We start from the raw sequence: 12,993 nt of genomic DNA on the forward strand, positions 1-12,993 counted from the left end.
TTCGTTCGATGACCCACCGTCGGCGCCCTGACCGTTCGCTGGACTCGACTCACTTGCGGGCGATGCGGACACCTATGTGCTTGCCCCATGGCCATTGCGTCGCATCAGGCGTCTCCTGCGTCCCGCCGCCCTGCGGCCGCACCTTCGACGGCGGGACCAGCGGCTCGGCGATCTCCCACAGCCCGTCCGGAACGATCCAACTCCACGTACCCCGCCGACGTCCGTCGCCCCGCCCGTGACCACGTTCAGGGCGTCGGCCACCTCCTCCGACGTCATGTTCAGCGCGAGCCGAGCGCGCTTGAGCGCCGAGTCCGTGCTGCTGACTGCGGCCACGGCGCCCGCCCCCTCCCCCGCCCACTGGCAGTACCCGCAGCCTTCTCCGCTCGCAGGCAGTTCCGCCGCCTGGTCCGGACGCCCCTACGATGTGCCGTCGATCCCGGAATCGGAGCCGTTGAGGCTGTGGGAGTTCCGGGCCGGATCCACGCGCCCTTCTCCCCGCTCGGCAGGCGCGCTCAGCGATGGGGCGGGAAGATGGGATCGTCCCGGCCTCTTGGTTGGCTGGAGGAGTGGACATGGAGATCAAACCTCAGGCGGTCGTCCTCCCCAAGGAGACGGACCATCTGGAACAGGGGAAGTACGGCCCTGTCTTTCCGAGGACTCCGGCGTGCTACGGGTTCACCATCGTCGCGCGGGTGAAACCCGGCCACGCCGATGCGATACGGGAGTACGGCTACTCGCTGGCCAGAGCGCTGGAACAGGATCCATACCTTCTGGCGCCGCTGAAGCTGCACTACCTGCGGTGGGTCCTCTTCGACGACGACACCCGCTTCATGTACCAGGGGATCTTCGACACCGACTTCGACAAGTACACCGAGGACGCCATCGCACTGTTCTCGAAGGCGGGCGTGAGCACGGCGTTCGAGCATTTGGAGGGGTTCCCGGAGGACTGGCGGACCAATCCGGAGGCGTTCGTCGGGTTCGTCCGCGAGCACCACTGTCCGAGCTTCATCGAGTACGGAGAGTATCCGTATGTGACGGCGGACGAGATCAAGAAGGCGTTGCGGATCAAGAGCGCTCTGTCGGAGATGCTCGACCAGATGCAGTGAGGCTGGGAGTTGGGCGATGAGCGAGGCCAGAACGGCGCGGGTCTACAACCAGCGTCACGTTCCCCGGAAGCACACACCTGGCGGGCGGCGTGTGAGCGTCTACGTCTCGTGGAGCTATCCCGCCGAGGCGGGCCGGAACGCAGCCGAGCTGGACAACCGGTTCTCCACCCTGACGGAGGTGCGTCGGGTGGCGTGGCCGGCCTACGAGGACCCGAAGTGGTCGGACCCCTATCGGTTCCAGCAGACCATCGCGGGGTCGCTGGAGCTGTTCTTCTGGGCCTGGGTGCCGTTCCAGGACTTCGTCGCGGAGGTCACCGAGCACTCCGTCCCGGTCTACCAGCGCATTGACCAGGCCGGTTTCCACACCCCCCTCGATGAGCGGGTGCTGGACGACACGGATGTCCTGTTCGTCTTCGGACTGGACCACATGGTCACCGGGCAGGAGGCGCAGCCCGGGGAGATCGAGGCGTTGCGGGCCTTCCTCGCGCGGGAGGACGCCCGCCTGGTCCTGGGGCCTCATCACGACGTCGGTGCGTCGGACGACCTGTCCGTGCGGGAGGTGGAGTACCGCCATCACGGTGATCCCCTTGTGCCTCGCCAGCAGCGGTTCGCCACCTACGTACGCGATCTCATGGTGGGCCTGGGCGTACCGGTCATCAACCGGTACGGGCTGCGTCCCGCCACCGGTGACGACAACCGGATCGCTCCTTTGTCGACCGTCAGGGATCTAGACGAGAAGGGGTGGCTGAACGGGGTCACGAACTTCAACTTCCACATGCACCTGCCTCACTACGCGGTGACGCCCGATGAACCGCAGCCCATCCACGTGCTGGCCCGGCAGCCGATCGACACCTCCCGGCCCCATCCGTTCACCGACGAGGGGAACACCGAGTTCAACATGTTCCTGTGGATGCCCCCCGGCGGTGACCGAGCGGCCGATGTGCTGCTGGCCGATTCCACGATCTTCAGCACGCTATTCGGCGCCGATGACAGCCTGCGGAATTTCTGGCGCAACCTCGTCTCGTAGCGATCCCGCAGGGAGGCCGACGTGAGCGCACCCACGGACGTCACACTGGAGCTCGACGACATCCAGCGCGGGGTCCTCAGCCCACGCCCCACCCCGTACGCGGCCACCTATCTGGTCTTCCGCATCGACGACCGCTCCCAGGGCCGGGAGTTGATGCGACGGGCGAGCGCGTCAGCGACCTCGGCCGCCGACGCCTCCAGCCCCCTCGGGGACACCTGGGTCAGTGTCGCCGTCACCTACTGGGGCCTTGAGGCCCTGGGGGTGCCACGCTCCTCGCTGGAGTCGTTCTCCTGGGAGTTCCGGCAGGGCATGGCGGCTCGCGCCCGAGCACTGTGCGACGAGGGTGCCGGCAGCCCACAGCACTGGGAAGCACCGCTCGGCACCCGCGACGTCCATGTGGTGATCGCCGCGGTCGCACCCGATCCCCCGGGCCTGGAGGCGGCCATCGACCGCGCCCGGCCCGCCTACGACCGTCTGTCCGGCGTGACGGCGATCTGGCGACAGGACTGCTACGCACTGCCCACCGAGAAGGAACACTTCGGCTATCTCGACGGTGTCAGCCATCCGGCCGTCGAAGGCAGCGGCATCCCGGGGTCCAACAGGCTGGAAGCGCCTCTGAAGAGCGGAGAATTCGTCCTCGGCTACCCGGACGAAATCGGCGGCGCCCAGACACCGCAGCCGACCGTGCTGGGGCGCAACGGCAGTTACGTGGTCTTCCGCAAACTCCACCAGGACGTCGCCGCGTTCAGGCGCTATCTGAGGGACAACTCCGCCGGGGACCAGGACGAGGAGCTGATCGCCGCGAAGATCATGGGCCGCTGGCGCAGTGGCGCCCCGCTGGCCCTCGCCCCGCGGCACGACGACCCCGCTCTCGGCACCGACCCCGACCGCCGCAACACCTTCCTCTACGAGCAGGACGACCCGACGGGATTCACCACCCCCGGGGCCTGCCACATCCGCCGGGCCAACCCGCGCGACGCCTCGGTGGCCGGCGAGGTACGGCTGCACCGCATGATCAGGCGCGGCGCCGTCTACGGCCCGCCACTGCCCGAAGGCATGCTGGAGGACGACGGCGCGGACCGCGGCCTGATGTTCGCGTTCATCGGCGCCCACCTGGGCCGGCAATTCGAGTTCGTCCAGTCGGAGTGGATGAACGACGGCGTCTTCTTCGGCGCCGGCCACACGAAGGACCCCGTCGTCGGCGCCGCGGACGGGCAGGTCGGCTACACCTTCCCCCGGCGGCCCGTGCGGCGCTGCCTCGCCCCGCTGCCCCGCTTCGTCGTCACCCGTGGAGGCGAGTACTGCTTCCTGCCGAGCCTGAGCGCGCTGCGCTGGCTCGGGGAACTTCACGGCTGACAGGGCGTGCAAGCACCATGGACGTCCTGCATCTCGTCCTCAACGCGGTCACCGTGATCTTCATCGCGGCCACCATGTTCGCCGCCGGGCTGCGCGCCACCGTTTCCGCACTGCGCGGCGTCTTTGCCGACGTCCCCCTACTGGTGCTTGCGCTGGTCGCCAACATGGTCGTCATTCCGCTGCTCGGCTGGGGCATCGGTGCACTGTTCGGTCTTCCCTCGGCGGCCTTCATCGCCCTCGTCCTGATCGCCTCCTCCCCGGGCGGCCCTTTCGGGGCGAAACTGGCGACCGTGCAGCAGGGCGACGTCGTCGCGGGCGCGGCGATGCAGGTACTGCTCGCCTCCCTCGGCAGCCTCACCTTCGCTCCCACCGTCAACGCCATCCTCACCGCCGCCGACATCGGCACCAAGGTCTCCCTCGACGTCGGCGCGCTGGTGCGAACCGTGGCACTCCTGCAACTCGTCCCCTTCGCCATCGGCCTGCTCCTGCGCCGCTACGCCGAACCCACCGCACAGGCATGGCACCCGTCGGCAGCCGCCGTCTCCAACGTCACCTTCCTGATCGTGCTGGCGGGCATGCTGCTCGGCAGCTGGCGCGATGTCGTCGACCTCTTTGGTTCACTCGCCCTGCTCGCGGGCTTCCTGCTCGCCGTGTTCGCCTTCGCCGTGGGAACGCTGCTGGCCACCGGCCCGACGACACGCCGCACCACCATGGGCGGCGTCGCCTCGGTGCGCAACGTCGGCCCCGCGCTGGCCGCCATCGGCCTCGCCTTCGCCGACCAGCCCGCCGTCCTGGGCGCACTCGCCGCGATCCTCCTCAGCGGCCTTGCAGGAGCCCTCCCGATCTCGACACTGCTCAGCAGGCGCAGGAGGGCCCCGGACGCCGCTGCCCCGAGCAGCGGCTCACCGTGAAGCAGAAGTCGCTCGACCCGCTGCCTCCTCAGCGGCCTCGACCGCGGCGACCAGACGGCCGACTGGAGCGCAACCACTGCTCCATGACCATCGCCTCGCGGCTACGCAAAGCCGACAGCGCGCTGGACGCCCGTACGCCGACGCTCTGGCTCAGCAATGGCACCGGACCGGACGGCGGCGAGCACCTCAACGCCCCCGAGGTCGGCTGGCGTTGGGCCTGGGACCGGCACACCTGGCTGGGCTTCTCATCCGCAACGGGCCGCCGGGTCAAGGACCCGCAATAGAGCGTTTTGTGCGCCTGTCGTCTGATCGCCAGCCCCTTCAGCATGACCTGCACGCCGGAAGCGTCAGCCTCTCTCCGACGGCTTTGGGTACGGCGGCTGTAGGTACGGCGGGCTGCCGCAGCACGCCCCGGCCCAGCCGCAGCAGGTGGTCGTCGCGGGCCTGGCGGTGAGCGCGGCCGGGGAAACTCGCCACGATCACCGCCAGGCCCGCGCCGCTCGGGGGGTGCGTGGCGCGGGTTGCGCTTCACGGGCGGAGGGCGAGGATGGTTCGAGGGGGAGGCAAGCCCGTGGGGCAAACAGCAGCCGCGGTCGGCGAGGCCGCGCGAACAGGGCGCTCGCGTGCCCGCGACATGGAGTCGACATGGCTGATCTTCCTCCTCCGATCACTCCTTACCTCGAACCCGCCGCGAAGGAGCTGTGCGAGGCCACGGACCCGCATCCGCGGATCTACGAGGTCCCCCCGGAGAAGGGCCGCGACATCCTGCTCGGCCTGCAGAGCGACCAGAGCGTGCCCCGTCCCGAGATCGACGAGGAGTGGGTCGACGTGGACGCGGGCGAGTGGGGCACGGTCCGCACCCGGATCATCCGGCCGAAGGGGGCCGCCGGCCCGCTGCCGGTGGTGTTCTACATCCATGGGGCCGGCTGGGTCTTCGGCGACGACCAGACCCACGACCGCCTCTTCCGCGAACTCGCCGTCGGCGCCGGGGCGGCGGGGGTCTTCCCGGTCTACGACCGGGCACCGGAGGCGAAGTACCCCACCCAGGTCGAACAGAACTACGCAGTGGGCCAGTGGGTCATGCAGCACGGCGCGGAGCACGGCCTGGACACCTCGCACGTCGCTGTCACCGGCGAGTCGGTCGGCGGCTGCATGTCCGCCGTCTTCGCGCTGATGAACAAGGAGCGCGGCGGGATCGACCTCAAGGCGCAGGTCCTGCTGTACCCGGTGGCCGACGCCGACTTCGACACCCCGTCGTACCTCCAGTTCGCCGAGGGCTACTACCTCACCCGCGACGCCATGAAGTGGTTCTGGGACGCCTACACCACCGACCCCGCCCAGCGTGCCGAAGTGCACGCCTCCCCGCTCCAGGCATCCCTGGAACAGCTCCGGGGGCTGCCCACCACCCTGGTCATCACCGACGAGGCCGACGTGCTGCGCGACGAGGGCGAGCAGTACGCCAACAGGCTCCGCGAGGCCGGCGTGGACGTGACCTCCGTACGGGTGGCGGGCATGGTCCACGACTTCCTGCTCCTGGACAGCCTGCGCGACACCCGCGCCGCGAATGTCGCCCGCAAGCTCGCCGTCGACGCCCTGCGCACGGCCCTGCACAACGACTGAGACCGCTCCACCGCGCCGGCGGCCCCAGCCTCAGCCTCAGCCTCAGCCTCAGTGTTGACGGTGCTTACATGGCGGGCTAGGTCCATGTGAGCACCGTCAACATGAGCGTAAGGGAGCTGCTTCGATGTCATCGAGCCGATAGGAACCAGGTGGGCGGGAAGCAGGCCGGCAGGTAGCGGACCGACGGGACACGGTCGAGGCCGACCTGGGCGGCCGCACGGTCATGGTCCCCAGGGACGGCCTGTACGACCGCTACCGTATGGATACCGACCTCGACGAGGTCGCCCGCGACCCCCGCGTCAGCGGGGCGGACTTCTTCCGGCAGCTGCCCAAGACCAGGGTCGACTCCCGCATCGGCCCCACCCTCACCCCGAACTTCTAGTACCGGATCTCGACCGCCCGGCTGACGATGCTGGCCCGCTCCCGGGCAATCCGCGCCCGCCTGCCGAAGGAGCTCGCACCGCTGGAGGTGGCGCCCGGACTCGGACTGGATCGACAAGGCCGCCGACGGCGCCGTCAACGCCTGCTTCCCCTCCGCAGGACAGCTGTGCGTGTCCATCGAGCGCCTGTACGTGGCCGAGTCCATCCGCGACAAGTTCATCGCCGCGTTCGTCGCACGCACCAAGGCGCTCAAGGTCGGTGCGGCGTACGACTACAGCATCGACGTCGGCAGCCTCACCACCACCTCCTCCCAGCTGAAGACCGTCACCCAACCCGTCGAAGACGCCGTTGCCAAGGGCGCCACCGTCCTCGGCGGCGGCAAGGCCCGCCCCGATCTGGGTCCGTTGTTCTACGAGCCGACCATCCTCACAGACGTCACCCCCGACATGACGCTGTACGACCACGAGACGTTCGGCCCCGTTGTCTCGATCTACTCCTACCGTGATGTCGACGAGGCCATCACCCTGGCCAATTCCTCGCCGTACGGACTCAACGCCAGTGTCTGGTCGCGAAACGGAGCACGCGGCCGGGCCGTCGCCGCCCGCGTGCACGCCGGCACCGTCAACGTCAACGAAGCCTTCGCCGCCGCCTGGGGAAGCATCGACGCGCCGATGGGCGGTGTGGGTGACTCTGGACTCGGCCGCCGCCACGGCGCCGAAGGCATCCTCAAGTACACCGAGCCCCAGACCGTCGCCCACGCCCACAAGATCCTCGGCCCGGCCCGGCTGGAGCCCCACACCCGGCAGCCGTGGCCTGTCAGATCCGGCACCTAGGCTGTCCGCAGAGATTCGATCAAGGAGCAGGACAGTGCGGATAGAGCGTCACCAGGTGGGCGGGGCCATCGTATCGGCAGCGCGCGAGGACTTCACCAACCGGATCGGGGGCCAGGTCCGGTCCATGTCGCGGGCCGGCCGGATGACCACCTACGAATGGCAGTCGATCGCCGACGAGTTCCACGACTACCTGGGTGCCCTCTCCGTCGAGATACCCGACCTCGACACCCCGGAGGCCAAGGCCGCCCTCAAGGACGCTTCCGAAGCCGCCGCCGGAGCCGTCGCCTACGCCGCATACCACCCGCACTGCAGCTTCCAGGTCTTCCTGGAGTACGTGAACTTCGGCATGAGCTACGACCCGGGCGAGGACGCCCCCGCGGAGAGCGTCACGCCCGGGGAGTGGACCGACGCGCTGTGCCTGTCGGTCCTCAGAGACAAAGCAAGGTGGCACGGCGAGGCCTTCCACTTCGCCCGCCAGAAGTTCGCCGAGCAGGCGCAGGGGACGCCTGTCGGCGAACTGGCCACGGGATTGATGGCCGTGGTCCTGGACGACACCGGCGACGACGAGGAGTACCCGCCGAGCCCGCAGGCCAAGCTCGCCGCCGTCGACGCGGCCCTGGACCGCATCCGTACCCGCGCCGGGGAGACCGGTGACCCCCTCCTGGACCGGCCGGACAGCGTGGCGCTGCGCACGCTGCGCGCCCTGGCCGCCGAAGACCGGGAGACCTTCGATACCACGCTGGCCGACCTGCTGGCCAAGTACGCCACCCTGCACGGCCCTGCGGCCTCCCCGAGCACTCTCCTCCCGCTCGTCCCCATCGCCCTTGCCGCGCTCGCCTACCAGACCCTGGGCTGGGCACCGGCCGTCCGCACTGGCTATCTCCCGCACGCTCTGATCACCGGCTTCGAGAGCAGCGGCCCCCGGGTGGCGGGCTTCGGCAGAGATCGGCGGGCGGACGCCGTGGCCGCGCTGGCCGCGGGCCCGCTGGTGGTGGAGCGGCCTGCCTGCGAACGGACGGTGCACTCGCAGGTGGCGGCTCTGTACGAGAAGCAGGTCCAGGAGGCGTTCACCGCCGTCGACGGAGAGTCCCTCGACGTCTGGCGGCTCAGCAGCGTCATGGGCGACCAGGAGCGACTCTTCAAGTGGCGTGCGGAGGACTCCGGTCACGTGACGGACCTTCAGCTCGCGAACCTCAAGCTGGCCTCCCGGACAGGGGCGGCCCTGTTTCACATCGCCCTTGCGGAGCCGGGCACCGAGGCCGAGGTGACCGTCGACGGCCGCGCACTGCGCTACCGGGCCGAGCGCGGCGAGAAGGCCTGCGCCGGCACCTGGCAGAAGGCCACTGCCTTCGCCCTCATCACCGGCGCACGCGAGGACCTCGCACCGCTGGTCCTCACCGGTCCTGCCTTCGCACAGCCGGACGGTTCCGCCTTCAGCGCGTACCGCGAGGCCCTCCACGCCTACCTGAAAGGCATTGATCCCGAACCGGCCGTGAAGCGGGCGTTGCAGCAGGTCGAGAAGGCCAAGGACTGGGGCTTCGCCATTCCGCCGGCCGTGCTGCTGTCGCAGCTCGTGGAAGGCGACGAGGAGAGCTTCAACCTGGCCCTGGCCGACGCGCTCGAAGCCCACCGCGACTACTACCGGGTCGCCGACCGCGCCGACGATCCGGACGCCTCCGTCAACCTCGACATCCTCGCCCTGGCCTGCCACGCTCGCCGTCGCGGCTGGAGCATCCGCGTCGAATCCCCCTACCTTCCGCAGGGTCTCCTCCGGGCCGCGGAGCCCTTCTAGGGACGCGTTCGCAACGGAACCCCACCTGCGGGTGCTGTGAACTCACGGACCCGACGGGAAGTGACCGAGAACGTTACGCCGCGCTGAAAAGCCTGGTGGCGCCTGAGTGTGGGCTCGCGGGGGCCCCGACACGAAGCGAGTTCATCAACCCTCATACCAGCAGGAAGCCACCAGAACAGCTACCTGGCCAGAGACGTAACAAAGCCCTACTGGGACAGGCCGTCGAGCGGCCGGAGGAAGCGGCGCTCGTACCGCTTGATGCAGCGAGTGTCGCGAGCGAACTGGAACGCCTCCTGGCACTCCGGGTCAGACATGCTGTCCGTGCGGTACTGCTCGTACGCGGCCAGGCCGGGAAAGGAGAAGAGTGCGTAGGCGATGTCGCTGTCGCCCTCGCTCGGCAGGAAGTATCCGTGGTGCGTCCCGCCGAAACGGTTGACGAGCCGGACCCAGCGACGACCGTACTCCTCGAAATCCTCAAGCTTGTCGGCGTCGATCTCGTACTTCAGATGAACAGTGATCATGTCAGTATCATGCCGGATGCCGCGTCCTGGTCCAGTGAGCGAAGGCTGTGGCCAGTTGTTGGTCCGCGCGGGTGCGGGTGACGGCAAGTCGGTAGGAGCCAGTACCGGTATCGACGATGCTGCCGTCGTAAGTGGGACAGTCGAAGATGGCCGCACAGCGGCGCGGCACCGCCTTGATCCGTGGCCCGCCGGTCACCAGGCAAGATCCGGGCCGGGCCCTCCCACCCACGCAACGACCGGCCTCGCCTCAGGCGGAGCCGGTCGTCGTTGAATGTGCCTCCTGCGGGATCGGGCTGATGCTGCTCGCGGATGATCCGCTACGGCCGTATCGCCACCGCATCAACCTCGAACAGCATCCCCGGCAGCGCGAGCGCGGCCACGCCGCTCAGTGTCTGGGCCGGCAGCCTGTCGCCAAAACGGGCGTGTAGCGCCTTGCCGAGGATCTCCAGCTTGTCGAGGTCGTGGTCGACGATGAAGGTACCGAGGCGGACCACATGCTCGTACCCAAGGCCGACCCCCTCCAGCGCGGAGAACAGCCGGTCGAACGCCAGGTTCACCTGGGTCGCGAAATCACCGGGCACAGGAGCACCGGTGGTGTCGGAGGCATACTGACCGCCGATGAAGACGGTTTCGCCGGGCGCCGAGACAGCGTGGCTGTAGCCAAACGGTGTCGGGTCGTGGAGAGCGGCCGGGTTGGTGATCGTGCGCTGATCGTTCGTCATGCCAGTCTCAACACGTGCACCGATCTGCCCATTCCATCGAGATCAAGGCAGGTAGAGAGGATCTGTGCGTCTCCCGAGAGACAGCCCGTGGCTCGTCTTGCGGTCGGGCCAAAGGCGACGTTTGATCTCCATGGCCGGCAATGCATGCGGGAAGAGCAGGCCCGGGCGAACGGTGCACACCTTCAGCCGGCACACCTCACGGCAGCCGTGCCGCTCCGTCGGCTGCGGCCCCGCAACGGGATCTCGTTGCAGGGCAGATCTCGCAGCTGCGTGCGCAGTTTCTTCTGGTTCCCCTTCACCACAGGGACGTAGTGGCCAGGATGTTCGCTGGTCGCCGCTTGGTCGAACCGCCAAGTTGGAGAGGGACATTGTCGACCACTCCGGTCAAGGCCGTGGCCGGTCTGTGCCAGTGACACTCCTGGGCACCGAGCGCGGCCGGTGCAAGATACCGTCCGGGAGCTGTCACCGGACGGCGGCAGTGAGGGTACCCGAGCCGGACTGGGAAGCTGCTGTCACCGCCGAGGAGGAGAACGTGACGCCGAACTTGAAGAGGCGCTCAGTGGTCTCCACATCGTCAAGGAAGACGGGGAGATCGCCGAACTCGGCGAGGGAGCGGCGCCCGGTCCGTCCCGACAACCTCATTGTGCCCGAAGGGTGGCACGCATCGATGTCCGGATCGAGGGCGACCTGGTCGTCACAGAGGACGGCCACGAGAACCTGTCGGCCGACAAGGTCGCTGCGTGGACAGCCCGGTTCGCCGGCTGACAGCCATCGTCATCGGCACCAGGTTCGCTGGGTTCTTCCGCGCCGTACTCGCTTGTTTTCCACCTCGCGCGATCCCCAGCCGGCCTGGTTCGTCGACGCCGGCCGGTTCTGACTGCCTCGTATCCTGCCCTCTCCAGCTCTGTGGAGGACCTCATGACCATCAAACAGGTACTCACCACCGACTATCACACCGGCGGTGAACCGTTCCGCATCGTTCCCGAACCGCCGGTCGCCATCGAAGGGGCCACCGTCGCCGAACGCCGCATGCTCGCCATCGGCGACCCCGACGTGGACAACCTGCGCAAGCTGCTGTGCTTCGAACCCCGCGGACACGCCGATATGTACGGCGGATTCATTACCCCACCCGATGACGAAGGCGCCCACTTCGGCGTGCTGTTCTGGCACAAGGACGGCTTCTCAACCGCCTGCGGCCACGGCTCCATCGCACTCGCCGTCTGGGCCGTGCAGACCGGCCGCGTCGACCGCGACCCCTCCGGCTCCACCACAGTCGTCATCGACGTGCCCTCAGGCCGGGTCACCCTGCGCGTGCACACCGTCGGCGAACAGATCACCGGCGTCGACTTCGTCAACGTCCCCAGCTACCGGCTCGCCCAACGCGTCACCGCCGCCACGTCCCGCGGAGACGTCATCGTCGATATCGCCTACGGCGGCGCCATCTACGCACACCTGGACGCAACCAGTGTGGGACTGGCCGTCACCCCCGAGCACTACTCCGACCTCATCTCGATCGGACGCGAAGTCAAGTGGGCGCTGAACGAGAGCGAGCACGCCCGTCACCCCGTCGACGACCGCCTCAGCGGCATCTACGGCACCATCCTGTACGACGACCTCGGCACCGACGAGAACGGCAACCCGCACCAGCGCAACGTCACCATCTTCGCCGACGGCCAGGTCGACCGTTCCCCATGCGGCTCCGGTACCTGCTCCCGCGTCGCGGTGCTCGCGGCGACCGGTCACCTCAAGCCAGGCCAGCTTCTCGTCCACGACTCGATCGTCGGCACCCGCTTCCACGCGCGGATCGTCGCGGAGTCGCCCGTCGTCGACCACCCCGCCGTCGTTGCGGAGGTCACAGGGATGGCATACCGGACCGGCGAGCACCGCTTCGAGCTCGATCCCGCGGACGGCCTCGGAACCGGCTTCGTCCTGCGGTAGCCGCCCCGACGATCGGCTGAGGAAACGCGTACGCGGCACCGGCGTCCCTAGGAGGAGCACGCGCGTGGCCGGCCGTCCCTTCATCGGCCGGGCCATGACCGAGGCGCGGCGTGAAGAGCTGGGTGCGGTCGGTCCCAGCGGTGGTGCCCGGTATGGGACACCGAGTGGCAGCGCTGCTTCCGCCTCGTCCAGAACCATGTCCAGCCAACCGTCGGTGCATCCGTCCCGACGCCTCCCGGGACGCCGGCGACTGTCACGTCGCTGCATGAGTGACGCCTCGCGCACCTCCCGCCGGACACCAGGCCGCTGCCATCGGTGCCCCCTACGACCGACTGCTCCGACGCCGCCGCACCAGCGGCAGTGACCACCGTGAGGGAGAAGCCCAGTGGCCCTGCCCCGCCGGCGAGGCTTGACCGAGCAGGCCAGCGGCGCCGCGATCGACCCCGCCTGCCGCCTCCTGCGACTGCCGCCGATCCGGCACGAGTTCAACGACATCGCCGACCGGGCGGTCAAGGACCAGATGACCTAATCCGTAGTTAGAGCGGTCTGGTTGGACGCTCAAGTGGTGATGGCCGCGCGGGTGCCAGGTGGGATGCATACGGTTCGGCCTGGCCTTTGAGGCCTACGGACAGACTGGGCACGTCTTGGCGTCCGTGGGCCATCACCACGGCCTGCATGTTGGCGCTCGTCGGCGCTGGACGTACGCCTACAGATGACTGGGCTGAGAAGGCCTGGCGGTAGACAGGCGCCGTTCAGCGCTGTCGAGCATCAACACCAGAGCTTGCT

General features: G+C 68.7%; 10 protein-coding genes and 4 pseudogenes. 11 read left to right on the top strand and 3 right to left on the bottom strand.

The features are described 5' to 3' along the window. Nucleotides 1–97 precede the first annotated feature (97 nt). Nucleotides 98–196 (bottom strand): annotated as a pseudogene (locus tag EES42_RS45700) (IS5/IS1182 family transposase); the annotation flags it as partial. A 376-nt stretch (nt 197–572) separates the two neighbouring features. On the opposite strand from EES42_RS45700, the gene EES42_RS32015 reads away from it, so the two are divergent. The 9 genes and pseudogenes from EES42_RS32015 (at nt 573) to EES42_RS32055 (ending at nt 9,026) form a co-directional block, all read left to right on the top strand. Continuing rightward, complete coding sequence (locus EES42_RS32015) at nt 573–1,106, top strand: hypothetical protein (RefSeq protein ID WP_124722184.1); 534 nt, start codon at nt 573–575, stop codon at nt 1,104–1,106. A 16-nt stretch (nt 1,107–1,122) separates the two neighbouring features. After that, nucleotides 1,123–2,133 (top strand): hypothetical protein, encoded by a 1,011-nt coding sequence (locus tag EES42_RS32020; RefSeq protein WP_124721756.1) that lies wholly within the window; start codon nt 1,123–1,125, stop codon nt 2,131–2,133. 21 nt (nt 2,134–2,154) lie between these two features. Then, complete coding sequence (locus EES42_RS32025; RefSeq protein ID WP_124721757.1) at nt 2,155–3,489, top strand: Dyp-type peroxidase; 1,335 nt, start codon at nt 2,155–2,157, stop codon at nt 3,487–3,489. A 17-nt stretch (nt 3,490–3,506) separates the two neighbouring features. Beyond that, nucleotides 3,507–4,400: a bile acid:sodium symporter family protein gene (locus tag EES42_RS32030; protein ID WP_124721758.1), complete on the top strand. Its 894-nt coding sequence runs from the start codon at nt 3,507–3,509 to the stop codon at nt 4,398–4,400. Between the two features lie 62 nt (nt 4,401–4,462). After that, nucleotides 4,463–4,684 (top strand): annotated as a pseudogene (locus EES42_RS32035) (DUF5701 family protein); the annotation flags it as partial. 361 nt (nt 4,685–5,045) lie between these two features. Then, on the top strand, nt 5,046–6,020 hold the full coding sequence (locus EES42_RS32040) for an alpha/beta hydrolase (protein ID WP_124721759.1): 975 nt from the start codon (nt 5,046–5,048) through the stop codon (nt 6,018–6,020). A 223-nt stretch (nt 6,021–6,243) separates the two neighbouring features. Next, nucleotides 6,244–6,510: pseudogene (locus tag EES42_RS32045) on the top strand (acetoacetate decarboxylase); the annotation flags it as partial. Next, nucleotides 6,500–7,234, top strand: a pseudogene (locus EES42_RS32050) (aldehyde dehydrogenase family protein); the annotation flags it as partial. The pseudogenes EES42_RS32045 and EES42_RS32050, both read left to right, overlap by 11 nt. Before the next feature lie 55 nt (nt 7,235–7,289). Further along, nucleotides 7,290–9,026 (top strand): immunity 49 family protein, encoded by a 1,737-nt coding sequence (locus EES42_RS32055; RefSeq protein ID WP_124722185.1) that lies wholly within the window; start codon nt 7,290–7,292, stop codon nt 9,024–9,026. Between the two features lie 206 nt (nt 9,027–9,232). Here the strand turns inward: EES42_RS32055 and EES42_RS32060 are convergent, their stop codons facing one another. Both EES42_RS32060 and EES42_RS32065 read right to left on the bottom strand, forming a co-directional pair. After that, entirely contained in the window at nt 9,233–9,547 is a 315-nt protein-coding gene (locus EES42_RS32060) for an NIPSNAP family protein (protein WP_124721760.1), read from the bottom strand. A 317-nt stretch (nt 9,548–9,864) separates the two neighbouring features. Then, on the bottom strand, nt 9,865–10,269 hold the full coding sequence (locus EES42_RS32065) for a RidA family protein (protein ID WP_124721761.1): 405 nt from the start codon (nt 10,267–10,269) through the stop codon (nt 9,865–9,867). A gap of 918 nt (nt 10,270–11,187) precedes the next feature. Between EES42_RS32065 and EES42_RS32070 the strand changes: the two genes are divergently transcribed. Further along, complete coding sequence (locus EES42_RS32070; protein WP_124721762.1) at nt 11,188–12,207, top strand: proline racemase family protein; 1,020 nt, start codon at nt 11,188–11,190, stop codon at nt 12,205–12,207. 385 nt (nt 12,208–12,592) lie between these two features. Further along, nucleotides 12,593–12,736, top strand: a complete 144-nt coding sequence (locus EES42_RS32080; protein WP_241196721.1) for a hypothetical protein — start codon at nt 12,593–12,595, stop codon at nt 12,734–12,736. Nucleotides 12,737–12,993: the final 257 nt, after the last annotated feature.

This window comes from Streptomyces sp. ADI95-17, from assembly GCF_003846175.1.
GTDB lineage: Bacteria > Actinomycetota > Actinomycetes > Streptomycetales > Streptomycetaceae > Streptomyces > Streptomyces sanglieri.